Source organism: Klebsiella sp. KPN54798, assembly GCF_021184225.1.
Classification (GTDB): Bacteria; Pseudomonadota; Gammaproteobacteria; order Enterobacterales; family Enterobacteriaceae; genus Klebsiella; species Klebsiella pneumoniae.
This window is the reverse complement of record NZ_CP089234.1, coordinates 909,587-931,691: the sequence shown is the minus strand read 5'-3', so window position 1 is coordinate 931,691 and position 22,105 is coordinate 909,587. Positions and strand designations below refer to the sequence as shown.

Below are 22,105 nucleotides of genomic sequence, written 5' to 3'. Positions count from 1 at the left end.
TCAGGCCGCGCCGACCAGCCAGTAGCGCACGCCGATAAACAGCGCCAGCGCCAGGCTTGACGCCACCCACATTAATCGAATGGTTCGGGAAATATCGTCCACCGCGATGTCGCGGACGGCGTCGCCTATCCAGGGCTTTTCAACGCGCTGGCCGAAGTAATCGTTCGGGCCGCCAAGGCGGATCCCCAGCGCGCCGGCGACGGTCGCTTCCGGCCAGGCGCAGTTAGGACTGCTGTGCTGATAGCGATCGCGCCAGCCCGTACGCAGCGCCCGGGCGCCATCTTCCCGGCATAGCACCGCGGCAAGGCTGAGCAGCAGCCAGCTCAGCCGGGCGGGAAGGAAGTTGGCTACATCATCAAGACGAGCGCTGACCATGCCGATCGCCCGGTATTTTTCGTGTTTATAGCCGACCATGGAATCGAGGGTGTTGACCGCTTTATAGGCCATGGCCAGCGGCGCGCCGCCGAGGAGCAGGAAAAAGAGCGGCGCGATAATGCCATCCACCGTGTTCTCCGCCACGGTCTCCACCACCGCACGGTTGATCTGCGCTGGCTGGAGCTGAGAGGTATCGCGCCCGACAATCCAGGAGAGCTTATGCCGGCTTTCGGCGAGATCTCCGGCCTGCAGCGGCCGGGCCACCGCCATCGCCGACTGTGCCAGACAGCGTCCCGCCAGCGCGGTGAAGATCATCCACACTTCCACCAGCCATCCAAGCCAGGGGTGGATCCCGTGCGCCAGCGCCAGTACGCCCCAGGCCACGCCCCATGTCAGGCCGATAACCACCAGCCACATCACCCCGCCGCCGATGCGCAGCGCCCGGTCGCTATGGCAGATGCGTCGCACTACACGCTGGCTGACGGCGATCAGGCGACCTATCCAGCGCACCGGATGCGGCCAGTGCGGCGGATCGCCAATGACGACATCAAGTATCCAGGCTACACACCAGGCGAGAAGGGTCATAGCGCCCTCCTTGCTGCCTGCAGCCAGTGGTTGAGCATGGTCGGGCGCTGGGCAAAATGGACATGGAGATAGCTCGCAAAGGCGCTGCCGGACTGCCATCCTCCCTGCCACTGCTGGAGCGTCTTACCGTCTCGCTGTTTACGGCAGGCCAGTACGACGGGAGTGGCGGGAGAAAAATCGGAGTAATGAAATTCATGGCCGCGCAGCCACTCGCCAGGGGCTGCCAGCAGCGTCTGCTGCTGCGCCTGCGCTTCGCAGTAGCCGAACCGGGTCAGACGCGTCCCCATTCGGCTGTGTCCGGGAATAATATCCGCCATCGTGTAGCGCTCGCCGCTGGTGACTTCCAGGGTCGTGCCCAGGTACATCAGGCCGCCGCACTCGGCGTAGATCGCCACCCCGCGCCGGTGCGCCGCGCGAAGCTGTGTCAGCATCTCGTGGTTAGCGGATAGCCCGGCCGCATGCAGCTCCGGATAGCCGCCGCCGAGCCAGATCATCTGGCAGGCCGGCAGCTGGCGATCGCGCAGCGGGCTAAAGCGCACCATCTTCACGCCGCAGCGCGCCAGCAGCGCCAGGTTATCGGGGTAATAAAAATTGAAGGCCTCATCGTCGGCGAGGGCCAGCGTCAGTCCTTCGCCGGCATCGGCGGCAAGCTGTTCTCCCCACTCGCCGATCGGCATGGCGGCCAGTTCGCTGAGGGCCAGCAGCCGGTCTATATCGAGGGTGCGCCCCAGCAGGCTGGCAAAATCCCACCATGCCTGCTGAGTGACCACCGACTCGCGGGCGGTCACCAGCCCCAGATGTCGTTCGGGCAGCGCCACGCCTTCCACGCGCGGCACATAGCCGAGCACTGGCACCCGACAGTAGCGCTCAATGGCGCTTTTCAGCAGCTGGAAGTGCGCGTCGCTGTTGACCCGATTGACGATAACGCCAGCGATGTCGAGAGCCGGATCAAAATGTTGAAAACCCATCACCGTGGCGGCGATGGAGGTCGACACCGCTTTGCCATCCACCAGCAAAATCACCGGGCAGCCAAGCTGCTTAGCCATTGCCGCGCTGCTGCAGTAGTTAGGGTCGATGCCGTAGCCGTCATACAGGCCCATCACCCCTTCGATAACCGCGATGTCGGCCTGCTGTAGCTGTTCGGTAAACAGCGCGTTGAGTATCGGGGCGGGAAGCATAAAGCTGTCGAGATTGCGGGAAGCGATGCCACTGATGGCGGTGTGCCAGGCGGTATCCAGGTAGTCAGGCCCGACTTTACAGGGTTGCACCCGCATACCGCGCTGTTGGAGCAAGCTGAGCAGGCCGAGCGTAACGGTGGTTTTGCCACAACCGCTGCCGGTACCCGCAAGAATGAACGCACGCCTGGTTGCCATACCCTGTCCTGTTCTGGCGGTCAGGGTATAGCTACGCGCATGCCTGGTCCTGCGACCACGCACCGCTAAGCCACCCACTTCCCACCGAAGTTGTTGGTCAGTTACCGGCAGGCAGGTCTTCTGGCTTAGCCTCGTTCTCGCCCGCCCTTCCCAATCTTTCGATCAGTGGTTTTTGCGGGGTCGTCAGCATCACAGCAGCGGGGGCTGCGGGGGATTTACACCCCCTTCCCTGACACCAAACTGGTGTCGAACCTGTCGGTTTGTTTCGCCGATGCGCCCTGCATCGACGGGTATTACTTTATGTTTTCTTTTACCGTTTCATTACTCGTCACAATGACGTCAGTGAAGGAAAGCGGTGTTGTGATAATCAGCTGTCTCGTATTAACGGACACTCTATCTCATCACAAAAATAAAAACTGGTGTAGTTTATCCCTCGAATATCACTATTTTGTTGCGCTATGACAATTTATTGCTCTACTGTCGTTTTTTTCATTTTATATTGATGAGGATACTCGGGGATATCAAAAATCGGCAATAGCAAAATATTGTCATTTAAAAAGACTCAGTTTGTGATCCGGCATTAATTTGCTGACGAAATGCCTGTGGCGTTACCTGATAGGTCTGGCGAAACACTTTGCAAAAATAGCTGGTTTGCGAAAAACCTAAATTCCGCGCGATGCTGGCGATGCTCCAGTCGCTGTGGCATAGCAGCTCTTTTGCGCTCGCCATCCGCTGCTGATTGACCCAGGCGTTAAAACCGATCCCCTGATACTTTTTAAACAGTTTGCTGAAGTAGTACGGGCTGAGATAGACATGCGCCGCCACATCCTCCAGACGCAGCTCATCGGAGAGATGCGCGTCGATATAGCGCAGCGCCTTCTTCATTTTGCCATCGTGCGGCGAGGGCGCCCGGCTGGCCTGCGCCGGATCGTTCTGCGACGGGTTATCTTTGATAACCACAAAGTTGAGCTGTTTTTTCAGGCAATTCTCGACGATCAGCTTCAGCAGATCCGCCGAAGCGATAACCCGCGAATAGTCCATCTCCGGCACATCGCGAAACGCCTGGACCAGCGCCGGATCGTCCTGCCAGCGGTCATCGACGTTCAAGATATCAACCAGTTCAACATCATTGCTCAGACGCACCTGCCCGCACAGCACGAAGCCGACCAGGTGGCCGGCGATCACCAGCGGGATGGAAAAATCGGTTAACCCCGCATGACAGCGGTAGATACACAGCTGGTCTTTTTTCGAGGCTTCCAGCCCGCCGCAGCGGTCGCTCATGCGACAGCGTCCGCTGTGCTCCGGGTGCTGACGCATCAGCTGGCAAAACGGCGTGAAATTAAACAATTCAGAAATCTCATCACCGTGAATATTGACGACCACAACCGCCAGACTGGTGGCTTGCGCAAAATCCTGTGCGATTTTATTGATGAGTTCTGAGTTTAGGGTACTCGCAGAAATCATGATAAAACCCCTCAGTTAATTTTTTGTTATAAATAAAACATATTTTTCATATTTACCTTTTTTAGCATCAGATCCCATCGACGATAAAAAAGTGCATTGACAATAACAAAAGTCTCCCAACCCGGGGAGACTTTTTGAGCGGTTCGTGATATCGGTTCATGAAATTAGCCTGGCTATTTCACAGATACATTCCCCTTATGACGCTAACGCGTATTTTCTTCCTCCACGCAGGTATGACAGGGCAGATTATTGGCGATAAGAAAACGATAAATTGCGGCGCCGAGGCAGGCCCCTAACAACGGTGCGATAATGGGCACGATAAAATAGGGAATATTTCTTCCCCCGGTCATGGCGATATTGCCCCACCCGGCGAACCAGGTGAACAATTTCGGGCCAAAATCGCGTGCCGGATTCATCGCGAAGCCGGTAAGCGGCCCGGTCGAGGCGCCGATCACCGCCACCAGAATGCCAATCAACAGCGGCGCCAGTGGGCCCTTGGGTACGCCGTTGCCATCATCGGTGAGCGCCATGATCATCCCCATCAGCATCGAGGTGATCACCACCTCCACCAGCGCCGCATGCCAGATGCTGAGCTCAGGCGCCGGGTAGGTACTGAATATACTGGCCAGCTGCAGACTTTCCAGGCTGCCGCGCACCATATGATGCACCGTTTCAAATTGCGTAAACAGGGTGCTGTAAAGTATCCAGGCCAGCACGGCGCCGCCAAACGCGCCGGCGACCTGAGCCACGATATAGGGCACCACTTTTCTGCCCGGGAAGCAGGCAAACAGCCACAGGGCGACGGTGACCGCAGGGTTCAGATGTCCCCCCGAAATGCCGGCCGTCAGGTACACCGCCAGAGAAATACCCAGTCCCCAGATAATACAGATCTCCCACAGCCCCAGGCTGGCGCCGGTCAGTTTCAGGGCGCTCAGGCAGCAGATACCAAAAAACAGAAACAGCCCGGTGCCTAAAAACTCGGCGATACATTGCGCGCGTAAAGAACCATTCATTGTGACACCTCGTGACGAAGTTCGTGTCCAGGCCAGCCAACCATCCGCTGGCTCGTTGGGTACGGCGAGGCCCACTATAGAAACCGGCAGCGGCAAAGTGTTGGCATCCTGCGGAAATCGGGCGGCGTAAAGTCGCCGAAGAAGAATAATTTATTGCTATTTGTTCGCGAATCCATGCAGCAATGGCGGGCGTTCAGGGGGTATTTTAATTTCCAACTAAATGATAAAAAATTGCGAAAGCGCAGTGCTTATTTTCCAACAAATATCACATCACGCAAAATATCGCATAGCAAAAACAATTTAAAAAATCACCTTTTAAAATGTAAATACGGAGCGTGAATTGCAATATAATAACATTTATACAAACAATAAAATAAAGTAAAAACAACGACATAAAATAAAATAAATCCATTTTATATTATATAAAAACCACTATTTTTTCGCTCTCCACCATCAACTCAGCCATTCTTTTTCGCCGCTCCGCCATATAGTTCCCTCACTGGCACATATCCTGCGAGGTCTTTATGCAACAAGAAGCATTAGGAATGGTAGAAACCAAAGGCTTAACCGCAGCCATAGAGGCCGCTGACGCAATGGTTAAGTCGGCCAACGTTTTATTAGTTGGCTATGAAAGGATCGGTTCAGGCCTGGTGACCGTCATCGTGCGTGGCGACGTGGGGGCAGTTAAAGCCGCCACCGACGCCGGTGCCGCCGCAGCCCGCCACGTGGGCGAAGTGAAAGCCGTACACGTCATTCCCCGCCCCCATACCGATGTTGAAAAAATCTTACCGAAGGGGAATAGCCAATGAGCAGCAATGAGCTGGTTGAACAGATCATGGCGCAAGTCATAGCCCGTGTAGCGACGCCAGAGCAGCAGGCGCTTCCCGATACCCCCCATCCCACAGGAGAGACGGCTATGGCAGAGAAAAGCTGCAGCTTAACGGAATTTGTCGGGACCGCCATTGGCGACACCCTCGGGCTGGTCATCGCCAACGTGGATGCCGCGTTGCTGGAGGCGATGAAGCTCGAAAAACGCTATCGCTCTATCGGCATCCTCGGCGCCCGCACCGGCGCCGGGCCGCACATCATGGCCGCCGATGAAGCGGTCAAAGCCACCAACACCGAAGTGGTCAGCATTGAGCTTCCTCGCGACACCAAAGGCGGCGCCGGCCATGGCTCGCTGATTGTGCTGGGCGGGAATGATGTTTCCGACGTCAAACGCGGGATTGAGGTCGCGCTGAAAGAGCTGGACCGTACCTTCGGCGATGTCTACGGCAACGAAGCGGGTCATATTGAGCTGCAGTATACCGCGCGCGCCAGTTATGCCCTGGAAAAAGCGTTCGGCGCCCCACTGGGCCGCGCCTGCGGCATTATCGTCGGCGCCCCGGCGTCCGTTGGCGTGCTGATGGCCGATACCGCGCTGAAATCAGCCAACGTCGAGGTGGTGGCTTACAGCTCACCGGCCCACGGCACCAGTTTCAGCAACGAAGCCATTCTGGTGATTTCCGGCGACTCTGGCGCGGTGCGCCAGGCGGTGATCTCCGCCCGGGAAATCGGCAAAACCGTACTGGCGACGCTGGGCGCCGAACCGAAAAACGATCGCCCCTCCTACATTTAATACCCGCGAGGCTGATTCATGAGATCGAAAAGATTTGAAGCACTGGCGAAACGCCCTGTGAATCAGGATGGTTTCGTTAAGGAGTGGATTGAAGAGGGCTTTATCGCGATGGAAAGCCCTAACGATCCCAAACCTTCTATCCGCATCGTCAACGGCGCGGTGACCGAACTCGACGGTAAACCGGTTGAGCAGTTCGACCTGATTGACCACTTTATCGCGCGCTACGGCATTAATCTCGCCCGGGCCGAAGAAGTGATGGCCATGGATTCGGTTAAGCTCGCCAACATGCTCTGCGACCCGAACGTTAAACGCAGCGACATCGTGCCGCTCACTACCGCGATGACCCCGGCGAAAATCGTGGAAGTGGTGTCGCATATGAACGTGGTCGAGATGATGATGGCGATGCAAAAAATGCGCGCCCGCCGCACGCCGTCCCAGCAGGCGCATGTCACTAATATCAAAGACAATCCGGTACAGATTGCCGCCGACGCCGCTGAAGGCGCATGGCGCGGCTTTGACGAGCAGGAGACCACCGTCGCCGTGGCGCGCTACGCGCCGTTCAACGCCATCGCCCTGCTGGTCGGTTCACAGGTTGGCCGTCCCGGCGTCCTCACCCAGTGTTCGCTGGAAGAAGCCACCGAGCTGAAACTGGGTATGCTGGGCCACACCTGCTATGCCGAAACCATTTCGGTATACGGTACGGAACCGGTGTTTACCGATGGCGATGACACCCCGTGGTCGAAAGGCTTCCTCGCCTCCTCCTACGCCTCGCGCGGCCTGAAAATGCGCTTTACCTCCGGCTCCGGCTCGGAGGTGCAGATGGGCTATGCCGAAGGCAAATCGATGCTTTATCTCGAAGCGCGCTGCATCTACATCACCAAAGCCGCCGGGGTGCAAGGCCTGCAGAATGGCTCCGTCAGCTGTATCGGCGTGCCGTCCGCCGTGCCGTCCGGGATCCGCGCCGTACTGGCGGAAAACCTGATCTGCTCAGCGCTGGATCTGGAGTGCGCCTCCAGCAACGATCAAACCTTTACCCACTCGGATATGCGGCGTACCGCGCGTCTGCTGATGCAGTTCCTGCCAGGCACCGACTTCATCTCCTCCGGTTACTCGGCGGTGCCGAACTACGACAACATGTTCGCCGGTTCCAACGAAGATGCCGAAGACTTCGATGACTACAACGTGATCCAGCGCGACCTGAAGGTCGATGGCGGCCTGCGGCCGGTGCGTGAAGAGGACGTGATCGCCATTCGCAACAAAGCCGCCCGCGCGCTGCAGGCGGTATTTGCCGGCATGGGTTTGCCGCCTATTACGGATGAAGAAGTAGAAGCCGCCACCTACGCCCACGGTTCAAAAGATATGCCTGAGCGCAATATCGTCGAGGACATCAAGTTTGCTCAGGAGATCATCAACAAGAACCGCAACGGCCTGGAGGTGGTGAAAGCCCTGGCGAAAGGCGGCTTCCCCGATGTCGCCCAGGACATGCTCAATATTCAGAAAGCCAAGCTCACCGGCGACTACCTGCATACCTCCGCCATCATTGTTGGCGAGGGCCAGGTGCTCTCGGCCGTGAATGACGTGAACGATTATGCCGGTCCGGCAACAGGCTACCGCCTGCAAGGCGAGCGCTGGGAAGAGATTAAAAATATCCCGGGCGCGCTCGATCCCAATGAACTTGGCTAAGGGGTGAAAAATGGAAATTAACGAAACGCTGCTGCGCCAGATTATCGAAGAGGTGCTGTCGGAGATGAAATCAGGCGCAGATAAGCCGGTCTCCTTTAGCGCGCCTGCGGCTTCTGTCGCCTCTGCCGCACCGGTCGCCGTTGCGCCTGTGTCCGGCGACAGCTTCCTGACGGAAATCGGCGAAGCCAAACCCGGCACGCAGCAGGATGAAGTCATTATTGCCGTCGGGCCAGCGTTTGGTCTGGCGCAAACCGCCAATATCGTCGGCATTCCGCATAAAAATATTCTGCGCGAAGTGATCGCCGGCATTGAGGAAGAAGGCATCAAAGCCCGGGTGATCCGCTGCTTTAAGTCATCTGACGTCGCCTTCGTGGCAGTGGAAGGCAACCGCCTGAGCGGCTCCGGCATCTCGATCGGTATTCAGTCGAAAGGCACCACCGTCATCCACCAGCGCGGCCTGCCGCCGCTTTCCAACCTGGAACTCTTCCCGCAGGCGCCGCTGCTGACGCTGGAAACCTACCGTCAGATTGGCAAAAACGCCGCGCGCTACGCCAAACGCGAGTCGCCGCAGCCGGTGCCGACGCTTAACGATCAGATGGCTCGTCCCAAATACCAGGCGAAGTCGGCCATTTTGCACATTAAAGAGACCAAATACGTGGTGACGGGCAAAAACCCGCAGGAACTGCGCGTGGCGCTTTAACAAAGGATATCCCGATGAATACCGACGCAATTGAATCCATGGTACGCGACGTGCTGAGCCGGATGAACAGCCTACAGGACGGGATAACGCCCGCGCCAGCCGCGCCGACAAACGACACCGTTCGCCAGCCAAAAGTTAGCGACTACCCGTTAGCGACCCGCCATCCGGAGTGGGTCAAAACCGCTACCAATAAAACGCTCGATGATCTGACGCTGGAGAACGTATTAAGCGATCGCGTTACGGCGCAGGACATGCGCATCACTCCGGAAACGCTGCGTATGCAGGCGGCGATCGCCCAGGATGCCGGACGCGATCGGCTGGCGATGAACTTTGAGCGGGCCGCAGAGCTCACCGCGGTTCCCGACGACCGAATCCTTGAGATCTACAACGCCCTGCGCCCATACCGTTCCACCCAGGCGGAGCTACTGGCGATCGCTGATGACCTCGAGCATCGCTACCAGGCACGACTCTGTGCCGCCTTTGTTCGGGAAGCGGCCGGGCTGTACATCGAGCGTAAGAAACTCAAAGGCGACGATTAACAGGGGGGTAAGCATGCGCTATATCGCTGGCATTGATATTGGCAACTCCTCGACAGAAGTCGCCCTGGCGACGGTCGATGACGCAGGTGTGCTGAACATTCGCCACAGCGCGTTGGCTGAAACCACGGGTATAAAAGGCACATTACGAAATGTGTTCGGTATCCAGGAGGCGCTAACGCAGGCGGCAAAAGCGGCCGGCATTCAGCTCAGCGATATTTCGCTTATTCGCATTAACGAAGCCACGCCGGTCATTGGCGATGTGGCGATGGAAACCATCACGGAAACCATCATCACCGAGTCCACCATGATCGGCCATAACCCGAAGACACCCGGCGGCGTCGGACTGGGGGTCGGCATCACCATCACACCAGAGGCGCTGCTGTCCTGCTCCGCGGACACTCCCTATATTCTGGTGGTCTCCTCGGCCTTTGACTTTGCCGATGTCGCCGCGATGGTCAATGCGGCAACGGCAGCGGGCTATCAGATAACCGGCATTATTTTGCAGCAGGATGACGGCGTGCTGGTCAATAACCGGCTACAGCAACCGCTACCGGTGATCGACGAAGTTCAGCATATCGACCGGATTCCACTTGGCATGCTGGCGGCCGTCGAGGTCGCTTTACCCGGTAAGATCATCGAAACGCTCTCCAACCCCTACGGTATTGCGACCGTTTTCGATCTCAACGCCGAGGAGACCAAAAATATCGTGCCAATGGCGCGGGCGCTGATTGGCAACCGCTCGGCCGTGGTGGTGAAAACCCCCTCCGGCGACGTCAAGGCCCGCGCTATTCCGGCAGGTAATCTGCTGCTCATCGCTCAGGGGCGCAGCGTACAGGTTGATGTAGCCGCCGGGGCGGAAGCCATCATGAAAGCGGTTGACGGCTGCGGCAAACTGGACAACGTCGCGGGAGAAGCGGGCACCAATATCGGCGGCATGCTAGAGCACGTGCGCCAGACCATGGCGGAGCTTACCAATAAGCCAGCTCAGGAGATCCGCATTCAGGATCTGCTGGCCGTTGATACGGCGGTGCCAGTCAGCGTGACCGGCGGTCTTGCGGGGGAGTTCTCGCTGGAGCAGGCGGTGGGTATCGCCTCGATGGTCAAGTCGGATCGCCTGCAGATGGCCCTCATCGCCCGTGAAATTGAGCACAAACTGCAGATTGCGGTTCAGGTGGGCGGCGCCGAAGCGGAGGCGGCCATTCTTGGGGCGCTCACCACTCCCGGCACCACGCGCCCGCTGGCGATCCTCGATCTGGGCGCCGGGTCGACCGACGCCTCCATTATCAATGCGCAGGGAGAGATCAGCGCCACTCACCTGGCCGGCGCCGGCGATATGGTCACGATGATCATCGCCCGCGAGCTGGGGCTTGAGGACCGCTACCTGGCGGAAGAGATCAAAAAATATCCGCTGGCAAAAGTCGAAAGCCTGTTTCATCTGCGTCATGAAGACGGCAGCGTCCAGTTTTTTCCGTCGGCCTTACCACCGGCGGTATTTGCCCGCGTCTGCGTGGTGAAACCGGATGAACTGGTTCCCCTGCCCGGCGATCTGCCGCTGGAGAAAGTGCGCGCCATTCGCCGTAGCGCCAAATCACGCGTCTTTGTCACTAACGCCCTGCGGGCGTTACGCCAGGTGAGCCCTACCGGCAACATTCGCGACATCCTGTTCGTGGTGCTGGTGGGCGGCTCGTCCCTCGATTTCGAGATCCCCCAGCTGGTCACCGACGCGCTGGCGCACTACCGGCTGGTTGCCGGGCGCGGCAACATCCGCGGCTGTGAAGGCCCACGCAATGCGGTCGCCAGCGGATTACTCCTTTCCTGGCAAAAAGGAGGCACACATGGAGAGTAGCGTAGTCGCCCCCGCCATCGTCATTGCCGTTACTGACGAATGCAGCGAACAGTGGCGCGATGTCCTGCTGGGCATTGAAGAGGAAGGCATTCCTTTTGTTCTGCAGCCGCAGACCGGCGGCGATCTTATCCATCACGCCTGGCAGGCGGCGCAGCGTTCGCCGCTGCAGGTAGGCATCGCCTGCGACCGGGAACGGCTCATCGTGCACTACAAAAATTTACCCGCATCAACTCCGTTGTTTTCGCTGATGTATCACCAGAACAGGCTGGCCCGGCGAAACACTGGCAACAATGCGGCTCGTCTCGTCAAAGGGATCCCATTTCGGGATCGCCATGCTTAATCCACAGGAGAACGCAGTATGAATAACGCACTAGGACTGGTTGAAACGAAAGGCCTGGTTGGCGCCATTGAAGCCGCTGATGCAATGGTGAAATCCGCCAACGTGCAGTTGATTGGTTACGAAAAAATTGGCTCCGGGCTGATTACCGTGATGGTCCGCGGAGACGTCGGCGCGGTCAAAGCCGCCGTTGACGCCGGCAGCGCGGCGGCCAGCGTGGTCGGCGAGGTCAAGTCCAGCCATGTGATCCCGCGCCCGCATAGCGATGTTGAGGCCATTCTGCCGAAATCCGTCTGACCCTCAAAAAAGGAGCACCGCGTGAAGCAATCACTGGGATTACTTGAGGTCAGCGGTCTGGCCCTGGCCATCACCTGCGCCGACGCTATGGCGAAAGCGGCCGCCATCACGCTGCTCGCCCTGGAAAAGACCAACGGTTCCGGCTGGATGGTGGTGAAGATCGCCGGTGATGTGGCCTCTGTCCAGGCGGCGGTGATGACCGGGGCCGAACTCGCCGAACGGCAGCAGGGGCTGGTAGCGCAGAAGGTTATCGCCAGGCCCGGGGAAGGCCTGCTGCCGGCCCGCGTCCAGGCGCCTTCACCAGCGCCTGACGTCGCCGTGACGGAGGAGAACACGGCCCTCACAGACGCCCCCTCCCACTCTACGGAGCGGGTGACCTGCAACCTGTGCCTGGACCCACACTGCCCACGACAAAAAGGCGATCCCCGCTCGCAGTGCCTGCACGCCGGTAAACGAGGTGACGCGTAATGGATAAACAACAGCTGGCTTCGACAGTCAACAAAGTGCTGGATGAGATGCGCCAGCGTCCCATTCCAATCGGTATCTCCAGTCGCCATATCCATTTAGCGGCGGCTGACTATGCCAGGCTTTTTCCCGCGCAGCCCATCCAGCCGAAAAAAGCGCTGCTGCAGCCGGGACAATATGCTGCAGAGCAGACGGTGACCCTGGTTGGCCCCAAAGGGCGATTAAACAACGTGCGCCTGCTCGGCCCTTTGCGCCAGACCAGCCAGGTGGAAATCTCACGCACCGACGCCCGGATCCTCGGTATCGCCGCGCCGCTGCGCATGTCCGGCAATCTGCAGGGCACGCCGGGGATCCGCCTGATAAGCCCCTTTGCCGAACTGGAGCTGAGCGGCGGGACGATTGTTGCCCAGCGACATATTCATATGTCGCCACTTGATGCGTTGATCCTGCGCGTCTCCCATGGCGATAGCGTCGCGGTGGCGATCGAAGGCAGCGACAGGCGGCTTATCTTCGACAACGTGGCGGTCCGCGTTGCCCCGGATATGCGTCTTGAGATGCACATCGATACTGACGAGGCCAATGCGGCAGGCGCTGACGCTGCGCAAGCCTGGGCAACGCTGGTGACGAAGCCATGAACCACGCGATGCTGCAGCGTATCGTCGAAGAGGTCGCCGCCCGTCTGCTCCGTCGCGCCCTCAGCACGGCCACGCTCAGCGTGGCCCAGCTCGGCGAAGCGGATATCCGCAGCCTGCTGTGCCAGCACGCTTCGCTGCGCATCGTGCAGGTGGATTTACCGCTGCTGGAGCAGCTTGCCGGCCAGCGTGCGCTGGCGGCAGCCGGTTGCGCACTGCATGAGGCGATGGCCTGGGGCGTTCGGGTACAGCTAACGCTGCTTCCCGCCCAGCTCCCCGCGCTGGCGGTAAAAAAACTCGCCCGCTTGCCGCTGACGTTCAGCGACCCGCTTGGCCAGCCCGTCAGGCTTCACGCCGCGTCGGTGCTCACCTATGCCGACGTAGCCCGTTTCAGTGGCGGCTATCTGGTGCTGCGCCGCCGCCCCATTATCACCGCCCTCGCCCGCGAAGCGGCCGTCGCGCGGCATGTTCAATTGATTAAGCAGGAGTGAACTATGCATCTGGCACGCGTGACCGGCGCCGTCGTCTCGACGCAAAAATCGCCCTCTCTGAACGGCAAAAAACTGCTGCTGGTGCGCCGGGTAAGCGCGGACGACGATCGTCCGATTCTCCCCACGAGCGGCGATGAAGTGGCGGTAGATTCGGTTGGCGCTGGCGTCGGCGAGCTGGTGCTGCTCTGCAGCGGCTCGAGCGCACGCCACGTTTTCAGCGGCCCGAATGAGGCCATCGATCTTGCCGTCGTGGGCATTGTTGACTCACTTTCACGCTAAGGGGGCGCCTGTGGCTATCTATACCCGAACCGGCGATGCCTGCAGTACATCACTCTTTACCGGCCAGCGGGTCAGCAAGACGCATCCGCGCGTCGAAGCCTACGGCACCCTGGATGAACTGAACGCCATGCTGAGCCTGTGCGTCTGCGCCGTCGCTGAAGAGGAACAGCGCACCCTGCTCGAAGCCCTGCAGCAGCACATTTTTTGGTTCAGCGCGGAGCTCGCCAGCGACAGCGAACAGCCATCACCGGGTAAGCGCTATATCAGCAGCGAAGAGATTGCCCTGCTGGAGCAGACCATCGATCGCGAGATGGCCCGCGTGCCGGCGCTGCACCAGTTTGTATTGCCCGGACGCTGTGAAGCCGCCAGCCGTCTGCACCTGGCCCGCACCGTTGCCAGACGGGCGGAGCGCCGGCTGGTCGAGCTGGCGGCAGAGGTTACTATCCGTCAGATGCTGCTGCGTTATCTGAACCGCTTATCTGACTGCCTGTATGCCCTGGCGCGCAGCGAGGATCATGCCGCTCACCAGCGCCGCCTTGTGACGGAGATCGCGGCCCGCTATCTGGCCGCCAGCAGGTCGCCTGCGCCCGACGCGCCCAAAGCCCAGGCCGGGTCGCTCTCCTTTCACGAGCTGCATCAGCTCATCCGTCAGGCCATTGAACACGCCCGCCAGCTGCAGGTGCCGGTGGTGATCAGCATCGTTGACGCACACGGCACCGAAACCGTGACCTGGCGAATGCCCGATGCGCTGCTGGTCAGCAGCGAGCTGGCGCCGAAAAAAGCCTGGACCGCCGTCGCCATGAAAACCGCCACCCACGAGCTCGCGACGACCGTACAGCCAGGCGCTGCGCTGTACGGTCTGGAGAGCCATCTGCAGGGCAAAGTCGTCACCTTTGGCGGCGGATATCCGCTGTGGCGCGATGGCCAGCTAATAGCCGGCCTCGGCATTAGCGGCGGCAGCGTCGAGCAGGATATGGCTATTGCACAGGCTGCCATGGCGGCCATTAACGTGAGAACTCATCAATGAATACAGCAGAACTGGAAACCCTTATCCGCACCATCCTCAGTGAAAAGCTCGCGCCGACGCCCCCTGCCCCTCAGCAAGAGCAGGGCATTTTCTGCGATGTCGGCAGCGCCATCGACGCCGCTCATCAGGCTTTTCTCCGCTATCAGCAGTGTCCGCTAAAAACCCGCAGCGCCATTATCAGCGCCCTGCGGGAGACGCTGGCCCCCGAGCTGGCGACGCTGGCGGAAGAGAGCGCCACGGAAACCGGCATGGGCAACAAAGAAGATAAATATCTGAAAAATAAAGCCGCTCTTGAAAACACGCCGGGCATAGAGGATCTCACTACCAGCGCCCTCACCGGCGATGGCGGGATGGTGCTGTTTGAGTACTCGCCGTTCGGGGTTATTGGCGCCGTGGCGCCCAGCACCAACCCAACGGAAACCATTATCAACAACAGTATCAGCATGCTGGCGGCGGGTAACAGCGTCTATTTCAGCCCCCATCCCGGCGCGAAAAAGGTCTCGTTGAAGCTTATCGCCAGGATCGAAGAGATCGCCTACCGCTGCAGCGGGATCCGTAACCTGGTGGTGACCGTTGCCGAGCCGACCTTTGAAGCCACCCAGCAAATGATGTCCCACCCGCTGATTGCCGTTCTGGCTATCACCGGCGGCCCTGGCATTGTGGCGATGGGCATGAAAAGCGGTAAAAAAGTGATCGGCGCTGGCGCCGGCAATCCGCCGTGCATCGTTGATGAAACCGCCGATCTCGTCAAAGCCGCCGAAGATATCATCAGCGGCGCCGCCTTCGATTACAACCTGCCCTGTATCGCCGAAAAAAGCCTGATCGTCGTCGCCTCCGTCGCTGACCGCCTGATCCAGCAGATGCAGGATTTTGACGCGCTGCTGTTGAGCCGACAGGAGGCCGATACCCTGCGTGCCGTCTGCCTGCCCGACGGCGCGGCGAATAAAAAACTGGTCGGTAAAAGCCCGGCTGCGCTGCTGGCGGCGGCGGGTCTCGCCGTTCCGCCTCGCCCCCCTCGCCTGCTGATAGCCGAGGTGGAGGCGAACGCCCCCTGGGTGACCTGCGAGCAGCTGATGCCGGTGCTGCCGATCGTCAGGGTCGCCGACTTTGACAGCGCCCTGGCGCTGGCCCTGCGCGTTGAGGAGGGTCTGCACCACACCGCCATTATGCACTCGCAGAATGTCTCGCGGCTCAATCTGGCGGCACGCACCCTGCAGACCTCCATTTTTGTCAAAAATGGCCCGTCTTACGCGGGAATCGGCGTCGGCGGCGAAGGGTTTACCACCTTCACCATCGCCACGCCAACCGGAGAAGGCACCACCTCCGCGCGGACGTTCGCCCGCCTGCGGCGCTGCGTGTTGACCAACGGTTTTTCCATTCGCTAACCGGGGGCGCCATGCATACCTTTTCTCTGCAAACGCGCCTCTACAGCGGCCCGGGCAGCCTGGCCGCGCTGCAGCGCTTTAGCCATCAGCACATCTGGATCGTCTGCGACGGCTTCCTGGCGCGCTCGCCGCTGCTTGACCGACTGCGCGCCGCGCTGCCCGCCAGCAACCGCGTCAGCGTGTTCAGCGATATTACACCGGATCCGACCATTCACACCGTGGCGAAAGGGATAGCGCAGATGCAGGCCCTGCGTCCGCAGGTGGTGATCGGCTTCGGCGGCGGCTCGGCGATGGATGCCGCCAAGGCTATCGTCTGGTTCAGCCAGCAGGGCGGTCTGCCTGTCGACACCTGCGTGGCGATCCCCACCACCAGCGGTACCGGTTCGGAAGTGACCAGCGCCTGCGTCATCAGCGACCCGGAAAAAGGGATCAAGTACCCGCTGTTCCATGAGGCGCTCTGTCCCGACATGGCGATCATCGACCCGACGCTGGTGGTTAGCGTACCGCCCACCATCACAGCCCATACCGGGCTGGACGCGCTGACCCACGCCCTGGAGGCATGGGTCTCGCCGCAGGCCACCGATTTTACCGATGCGCTGGCGGAAAAGGCCGCCAGGCTGGTGTTTCGCGCCCTGCCCGTTGCGATTCGTCAGGGCGACTGCATTGCGACCCGCAGCAAAATGCACAATGCATCAACCCTCGCCGGTATGGCCTTTAGCCAGGCTGGCCTTGGGCTCAATCATGCGATCGCCCATCAGCTTGGCGGCCAGTTTCACCTCCCCCATGGCCTGGCCAATGCGCTGCTGCTGACCGCGGTGATCCGCTTCAATGCCGGCGAGCCGCGAGCGGCTAAGCGCTATGCACGCCTGGCCAGGGCCTGCCGCTTCTGCCCGCCCGAAGCTGGCGAACAGGAGGCTTTCCAGGCGCTGCTTACCGCGGTGGAAACGCTGAAACAGCAGTGCGCCATTCCCACCCTTAAGGGCGCGCTGCAGGAAAAGTATCCCCTTTTCTTATCACGAATTCCCGCCATGGTGCCGGCCGCGCTGGCCGACGCCACCCTGCGCACCAACCCGCGTCCGGTCGATGGCGCGGCCATCGCGCAACTGCTGGAGAACCTGCAATGAGTGAAGCGATAGTGCCACTATCAAGCATTGATGCGACGGAGATCCGCGAACGCGTTCGGGCCGCTGGCGTCGTAGGAGCCGGTGGCGCAGGCTTTCCGACCCACATCAAACTGCAGGCCCGGGTGGACACCGTGCTGGTGAACGCCGCCGAATGCGAACCGATGCTGAAGGTTGACCAACAGCTGATGGCTCAGCAGGCTGACCGACTGATTCGCGGCCTGGGTTACGCGATGACCGCCACTGGCGCCCGGGAAGGGATCATTGCCCTGAAGGCGAAATATGCTCCGGCGATTGCGGCACTAACCCCACGACTCCCGGAATGGGCCCGGCTGCATATTCTGCCTGACGTCTATCCGGCCGGGGATGAGGTGCTCACTATCTGGCTGGCGACGGGACGCCGCGTACCACCTGCCGCGCTGCCGGTCAGCGTCGGCGTGGTGGTCAATAACGTGCAGACCGTGCTCAATATCGCCAGAGCCGTGGAACAGGGCTATCCGGTGACTCGCCGGACGTTGACCGTCAATGGCGCCGTCGCCCGTCCGCTGACGCTGGCCGTACCACTGGGTATATCGCTGCGCGAGGTGCTGGATCTGGCCGGCGGCGCGACGGTTGACGATCCGGGGTTTATCAACGGCGGTCCGATGATGGGCTCGCTTATTACCTCCCTCGAGACACCGGTCACCAAAACCACCGGCGGCCTGCTGGTGCTCCCGGGCAACCATCCATTGATCCAGCGACGGCGGCAGGATGAACGAACGCTGCTCGCCATCGCCCGCACCGTCTGTGAACAGTGCCGTTTATGCACAGATTTATGCCCCCGGCACCTGATCGGCCATGAGCTTTCCCCTCATCTGCTGGTGCGGGCGGTGAACTATCGCCAGGCGGCCACCCCGTCGCTGCTGCTCAGCGCCCTGACCTGTTCGGAGTGCAACGTTTGCGAGAGCGTCGCCTGCCCGGTGGGTATTTCCCCCATGCGCATCAACCGTCTGCTGAAACGTGAGCTGAGGGCGAAAAACCTGCGCTACGACGGACCGCTGCGTCCGGCGGACGAGATGGCGAAGCACCGCCTGGTGCCGGTCAAGCGGCTCATCAGCAAACTGGGACTTGATCCCTGGTATCAGGAAGCGCCGCTGACGGCGGTGGAGCCGGAGGTGGCCTGCGTCACCCTGCCCCTGCGCCAGCATATCGGCATCAGCGCCGTGCCCTGCGTCGCGCCGGGAGAGCGGGTAACGCGCGGCCAGCTACTGGCGGATATCCCCGCCGACGCCCTCGGCGCGCCGGTGCACGCCAGTATTGACGGCCTGGTCTCCGCCATCACGGAGCAGGCCATTACGCTTGTAAGAGGTTAATCATGACCCAGGCTATCGGAATTTTAGAACTGACCAGCATCGCCAGGGGGATGGAGCTGGGTGACGTCATGCTGAAAAGCGCGAACGTACAGCTCCTGCTCTGCAGAACCCTTTGCCCCGGGAAATTCCTGCTGATGCTCGGCGGCGACGTCGGCGCCGTGCAGCAGGCAATCGCCGCCGGCACCGCGCGCGCTGGGGAGATGCTGGTGGACAGCCTGGTGCTGGCCAACATTCACCCCAGCGTACTACCGGCGATCAGCGGTCTCAACGTGGTCGGGCAGCGGCAGGCGGCGGGGATCGTCGAAACCTGGAGCGTGGCGGCGTGCATCAGCGCCGCCGACCGCGCGGTGAAAGCGGCCAACGTCACCCTGGTGCGGGTCCATATGGCGTTTGGTATCGGCGGCAAATGCTACATGGTGGTGGCGGGTGATATCGCCGATGTCGACAACGCCGTCACGGTGGCCAGCGACAGCGCAGGCGAGAAAGGATTACTGGTTCACCGGACAGTGATCCCGCGACCGCACGATGCGCTGTGGCAACAGCTGATGGAGGGATAATGGAACCGCAAACCCCTACCGAACGCATGATCCAGGAGTATGTCCCGGGCAAACAGGTCACTCTGGCGCATCTCATTGCCAATCCTGGCAAAGATCTGTTCAAAAAGCTGGGTCTGCCGGACGCGGTCTCCGCCATCGGCATTCTTACCATTACCCCCAGTGAAGCATCGATTATCGCCTGCGACATCGCCACCAAGTCCGGCGCGGTGGAGATCGGTTTTCTCGATCGCTTCACCGGCGCGGTGGTGTTGACCGGCGATGTCTCCGCGGTGGAGTACGCGCTCAGGCAGGTCACCCGCACCCTCGGTGAGCTGATGCGCTTCACCGCTTGCCCAATTACCCGGACCTGAGCCCATGAAACGCCTGATGCTAATCGGACCCAGCCAGTGCGGTAAAACCACGCTGACCCAGGTATTGCGTGGCGAAACGCTGCGTTATCAAAAAACGCAGGCCATCGTCTGGACGCCGGCCGCCATCGACACCCCCGGGGAATATCTGGAAAACCGCTGCCTGTACAGCGCGCTGTTAACCAGCGCCTGCGAGGCCGATGTCATCGCGCTGGTACTAAATGCCGATGCGCCCTGGTCACCTTTTTCTCCGGGGTTTACCGCTCCGATGAACCGCCCGGTCATCGGGGTGATCACCAAAGCCGATTTGGCCGCCCCGCCCCGTCTGCAACAGGTCCGGACATGGCTCGAGGCGGCGGGCGCCGGACATATCTTTATCACCAGCGCGTTAACCGGCGACGGGCTTGATGACCTGTTCGCCTGCCTGAATGCAGAGGAATATCAATGACCTATAAAATCATGGCGATTAACGCCGGCAGCTCCTCCCTGAAGTTTCAGCTGCTTAACATGCCGCAGGGGGCGTTGCTCTGTCAGGGGTTGATCGAACGTATCGGCCTGCCCGAGGCCCGCTTCACGCTGAAAACGTCGGCACAGAAATGGCAGGAGACGCTGCCCATCGCCGATCACCATGAGGCAGTGACCCTGCTGCTGGAGGCGCTGACCGGCCGCGGGATCCTGAGCAGCCTGCAGGAGATCGACGGCGTTGGCCACCGCGTCGCCCACGGCGGCGAACGCTTCAAAGACGCAGCGCTGGTCTGCGACGATACCCTGCGGGAGATCGAGCGCCTGGCGGAGCTGGCGCCGTTGCATAACCCGGTCAATGCGCTGGGCATGCGTCTCTTTCGCCAGCTGTTACCCGCGGTACCGGCGGTGGCGGTTTTTGATACCGCCTTTCACCAGACCCTGGCGCCGGAGGCCTGGCTCTATCCCCTCCCCTGGCGCTATTACGCCGAGCTGGGCATTCGCCGCTACGGTTTTCACGGTACCAGCCATCACTATGTCAGCAGCGCGCTGGCGGAAAAGCTGGGCGTACCGCTGAGCGCCCTGCGGGTAGTAAGCTGCCATCTGGGCAATGGCTGTAGCGTCTGCGCCATCAAAGGCGGGCAGTCGGTGAATACCTCAATGGGCTTTACCCCGCAGTCCGGGGTGATGATGGGCACCCGCAGCGGCGATATCGACCCGTCGATCCTTCCCTGGCTGGTGGAGAAAGAAGGGAAATCCGCCCTGCAGCTCAGCCAGCTGCTGAATAATGAATCCGGGCTGCTGGGCGTCTCCGGCGTGTCCTCTGATTACCGCGACGTCGAACAGGCAGCCGACGCCGGCAACGAACGGGCGGCTCTGGCGCTGTCGCTGTTTGCCGAACGCATTCGCGCGACTATCGGCAGCTATATCATGCAGATGGGAGGTCTGGACGCGCTGATCTTTACCGGCGGCATAGGCGAGAATTCCGCCCGGGCGCGGGCGACGATCTGCCGCAATTTGCATTTTCTCGGCCTCGCGCTGGACGACGAGAAAAACCAGCGGAGCGCGACCTTTATTCAGGCGGATAATGCGCTGGTCAAAGTGGCGGTGATCAACACCAATGAAGAGCTAATGATTGCCCGCGACGTCATGCGTCTTGCATTGCCGCAGGCGCGCGAGCTGGCGGTGTCGGCATAAACGACGCGCCTCCTCTTGCGGAGAATCATGGTAACCGGCGGGTCGCCATGCCACTATGCGCCCTGGCGAAGGTAAGCGGAAAGGTGAAAACGTGGCTGTTGCACAATGTCCCGCCTCGTGCGGAGAACTTATCCAGGGCTGGATCCTCGGCAGCGAAAAGCTGGTCTCCTGTCCGGTGGACTGGTACAGCACCGTCGAGGTCGAGACCGGGGTACCGCGAAAAGACGAGCGGCCGCTGTCGCGGGCGATGGTCAACCAGCTGCTGGCCCACTGGGGCTACCCCCCAGCGCTGAGCCAGCAGATCCGCATCACCCTGCACTCAACGATCCCGGTGGCCAAAGGGATGGCCAGCAGCACCGCCGATATCGCTGCCACCGCCGTCGCCACCGCCCATCATCTGGGCCATCTACTGGATGAGCCGACGCTGGCGCGCCTGTGCGTCGCGCTGGAGCCTACCGACAGCACCCTGTTTCGCCAGCTGACGCTGTTCGACCATAATACCGCCGCCACGCAAATCGCCTGTCCCCCTCCGCCGGCGCTCGACCTGTTAGTGCTGGAGAGCCCGCTGACGCTGCGCACCACCGACTATCACCAGCTGCCGCGCGAGCCGGGCCTGTTGGCAAACGCCTCCCGGCTGCAGCTGGCGTGGGAGAAAGTACAGCAGGCCTGCCACTGCGGCAGCCCGCAGCTGCTGGGCGAAGCAGCAACCATCAGCGCCATTGCCAGCCAGCAGCTGTTGCCTAAGCCGGGGTTTGACGCGCTGCTGGACCTGGTGGAAAGCGCAGGGCTCTATGGTCTCAACGTGGCGCACAGCGGCAGCGTCGTCGGCCTGCTGCTGGACCGCCGTCGGCATGACGTCGAATTTCTGCAATGGCGGCTGGCAGACAGCGACATCGCCGCCCACTGGCCGCAGCAGCATCTGTTGGCGATGGTGCCCGGGGGCGTCATCCTGCAGTAGGC

At 60.7% G+C, this 22,105-nt stretch carries 25 protein-coding genes and 1 riboswitch; of the genes, 21 read left to right on the top strand and 4 right to left on the bottom strand.

What is annotated here, in order from left to right:
* The 4 genes from cbiB to pduF form a co-directional block, all read right to left on the bottom strand.
* Window positions 1–960, bottom strand: coding sequence for an adenosylcobinamide-phosphate synthase CbiB (gene cbiB / locus LPQ25_RS04615; protein ID WP_014906992.1), 960 nt, complete (start codon window positions 958–960; stop codon window positions 1–3).
* Window positions 957–2,333, bottom strand: coding sequence for a cobyrinate a,c-diamide synthase (locus tag LPQ25_RS04610; RefSeq protein WP_234599500.1), 1,377 nt, complete (start codon window positions 2,331–2,333; stop codon window positions 957–959). The genes cbiB and LPQ25_RS04610 overlap by 4 nt, the downstream gene beginning before the upstream one ends.
* A 93-nt stretch (window positions 2,334–2,426) precedes the next feature.
* A riboswitch (cobalamin riboswitch) is annotated at window positions 2,427–2,604 on the bottom strand.
* A gap of 281 nt (window positions 2,605–2,885) precedes the next feature.
* Window positions 2,886–3,797: a transcriptional regulator PocR gene (gene pocR / locus LPQ25_RS04605; protein WP_004181164.1), complete on the bottom strand. Its 912-nt coding sequence runs from the start codon at window positions 3,795–3,797 to the stop codon at window positions 2,886–2,888.
* A 203-nt stretch (window positions 3,798–4,000) separates the two neighbouring features.
* Window positions 4,001–4,810 (bottom strand): propanediol diffusion facilitator PduF, encoded by an 810-nt coding sequence (pduF, locus tag LPQ25_RS04600; protein ID WP_009485655.1) that lies wholly within the window; start codon window positions 4,808–4,810, stop codon window positions 4,001–4,003.
* 524 nt (window positions 4,811–5,334) lie between these two features.
* On the opposite strand from pduF, the gene pduA reads away from it, so the two are divergent.
* The 21 genes from pduA (at window position 5,335) to LPQ25_RS04495 (ending at window position 22,103) form a co-directional block, all read left to right on the top strand.
* Entirely contained in the window at window positions 5,335–5,619 is a 285-nt protein-coding gene (gene pduA / locus LPQ25_RS04595; protein WP_002915737.1) for a propanediol utilization microcompartment protein PduA, read from the top strand.
* Window positions 5,616–6,428 carry a propanediol utilization microcompartment protein PduB gene (pduB, locus tag LPQ25_RS04590; RefSeq protein ID WP_002915739.1) on the top strand — a complete coding sequence of 271 codons (813 nt, stop codon included), beginning with the start codon at window positions 5,616–5,618 and terminating at the stop codon, window positions 6,426–6,428. Before pduA ends, pduB begins: the two co-directional genes overlap by 4 nt.
* A gap of 18 nt (window positions 6,429–6,446) precedes the next feature.
* Window positions 6,447–8,111: a propanediol dehydratase large subunit PduC gene (gene pduC / locus LPQ25_RS04585; protein ID WP_002915744.1), complete on the top strand. Its 1,665-nt coding sequence runs from the start codon at window positions 6,447–6,449 to the stop codon at window positions 8,109–8,111.
* 10 nt (window positions 8,112–8,121) lie between these two features.
* Entirely contained in the window at window positions 8,122–8,811 is a 690-nt protein-coding gene (gene pduD / locus LPQ25_RS04580) for a propanediol dehydratase medium subunit PduD (protein WP_008806302.1), read from the top strand.
* A gap of 14 nt (window positions 8,812–8,825) precedes the next feature.
* Window positions 8,826–9,350: a propanediol dehydratase small subunit PduE gene (pduE, locus tag LPQ25_RS04575; RefSeq protein ID WP_002915750.1), complete on the top strand. Its 525-nt coding sequence runs from the start codon at window positions 8,826–8,828 to the stop codon at window positions 9,348–9,350.
* Between the two features lie 13 nt (window positions 9,351–9,363).
* A complete protein-coding gene (locus tag LPQ25_RS04570; RefSeq protein WP_048336807.1) occupies window positions 9,364–11,196 on the top strand; it encodes a diol dehydratase reactivase subunit alpha in 1,833 nt (610 codons plus the stop codon).
* Window positions 11,186–11,536, top strand: coding sequence for a glycerol dehydratase reactivase beta/small subunit family protein (locus LPQ25_RS04565; protein ID WP_002915803.1), 351 nt, complete (start codon window positions 11,186–11,188; stop codon window positions 11,534–11,536). Before LPQ25_RS04570 ends, LPQ25_RS04565 begins: the two co-directional genes overlap by 11 nt.
* Before the next feature lie 18 nt (window positions 11,537–11,554).
* Entirely contained in the window at window positions 11,555–11,830 is a 276-nt protein-coding gene (gene pduJ / locus LPQ25_RS04560; protein WP_002915806.1) for a propanediol utilization microcompartment protein PduJ, read from the top strand.
* A gap of 21 nt (window positions 11,831–11,851) precedes the next feature.
* Window positions 11,852–12,298 carry a BMC domain-containing protein gene (locus LPQ25_RS04555; RefSeq protein WP_002915808.1) on the top strand — a complete coding sequence of 149 codons (447 nt, stop codon included), beginning with the start codon at window positions 11,852–11,854 and terminating at the stop codon, window positions 12,296–12,298.
* Window positions 12,298–12,930, top strand: a complete 633-nt coding sequence (locus LPQ25_RS04550; RefSeq protein ID WP_002915810.1) for a phosphate propanoyltransferase — start codon at window positions 12,298–12,300, stop codon at window positions 12,928–12,930. Before LPQ25_RS04555 ends, LPQ25_RS04550 begins: the two co-directional genes overlap by 1 nt.
* Window positions 12,927–13,418: a microcompartment protein PduM gene (gene pduM / locus LPQ25_RS04545; protein WP_015875131.1), complete on the top strand. Its 492-nt coding sequence runs from the start codon at window positions 12,927–12,929 to the stop codon at window positions 13,416–13,418. The genes LPQ25_RS04550 and pduM overlap by 4 nt, the downstream gene beginning before the upstream one ends.
* A 3-nt stretch (window positions 13,419–13,421) precedes the next feature.
* The gene (locus LPQ25_RS04540) at window positions 13,422–13,697 is read left to right on the top strand and encodes a EutN/CcmL family microcompartment protein (RefSeq protein WP_002915814.1); all 276 of its coding nucleotides are present in this window, start codon (window positions 13,422–13,424) and stop codon (window positions 13,695–13,697) included.
* A gap of 10 nt (window positions 13,698–13,707) precedes the next feature.
* Complete coding sequence (pduO, locus tag LPQ25_RS04535) at window positions 13,708–14,724, top strand: two-domain cob(I)yrinic acid a,c-diamide adenosyltransferase PduO (RefSeq protein ID WP_014906988.1); 1,017 nt, start codon at window positions 13,708–13,710, stop codon at window positions 14,722–14,724.
* Window positions 14,721–16,109 (top strand): CoA-acylating propionaldehyde dehydrogenase PduP, encoded by a 1,389-nt coding sequence (gene pduP, locus LPQ25_RS04530; protein WP_014906987.1) that lies wholly within the window; start codon window positions 14,721–14,723, stop codon window positions 16,107–16,109. Before pduO ends, pduP begins: the two co-directional genes overlap by 4 nt.
* An 11-nt stretch (window positions 16,110–16,120) precedes the next feature.
* Entirely contained in the window at window positions 16,121–17,233 is a 1,113-nt protein-coding gene (gene pduQ, locus LPQ25_RS04525; protein ID WP_004174554.1) for a 1-propanol dehydrogenase PduQ, read from the top strand.
* On the top strand, window positions 17,230–18,582 hold the full coding sequence (locus LPQ25_RS04520; RefSeq protein ID WP_014906986.1) for a 4Fe-4S dicluster domain-containing protein: 1,353 nt from the start codon (window positions 17,230–17,232) through the stop codon (window positions 18,580–18,582). Before pduQ ends, LPQ25_RS04520 begins: the two co-directional genes overlap by 4 nt.
* Before the next feature lie 2 nt (window positions 18,583–18,584).
* Entirely contained in the window at window positions 18,585–19,139 is a 555-nt protein-coding gene (gene pduT / locus LPQ25_RS04515; RefSeq protein WP_014906985.1) for a propanediol utilization microcompartment protein PduT, read from the top strand.
* Window positions 19,139–19,489, top strand: coding sequence for a propanediol utilization microcompartment protein PduU (pduU, locus tag LPQ25_RS04510; protein ID WP_002915850.1), 351 nt, complete (start codon window positions 19,139–19,141; stop codon window positions 19,487–19,489). The genes pduT and pduU overlap by 1 nt, the downstream gene beginning before the upstream one ends.
* Window positions 19,490–19,493: 4 nt before the next feature.
* Window positions 19,494–19,934 carry a propanediol utilization protein PduV gene (gene pduV, locus LPQ25_RS04505; RefSeq protein WP_014906984.1) on the top strand — a complete coding sequence of 147 codons (441 nt, stop codon included), beginning with the start codon at window positions 19,494–19,496 and terminating at the stop codon, window positions 19,932–19,934.
* A complete protein-coding gene (locus LPQ25_RS04500) occupies window positions 19,931–21,145 on the top strand; it encodes an acetate/propionate family kinase (RefSeq protein ID WP_014906983.1) in 1,215 nt (404 codons plus the stop codon). The genes pduV and LPQ25_RS04500 overlap by 4 nt, the downstream gene beginning before the upstream one ends.
* Before the next feature lie 91 nt (window positions 21,146–21,236).
* The gene (locus LPQ25_RS04495; RefSeq protein ID WP_040218640.1) at window positions 21,237–22,103 is read left to right on the top strand and encodes a GHMP family kinase ATP-binding protein; all 867 of its coding nucleotides are present in this window, start codon (window positions 21,237–21,239) and stop codon (window positions 22,101–22,103) included.
* The last annotated feature ends 2 nt before the right edge of the window (window positions 22,104–22,105 follow it).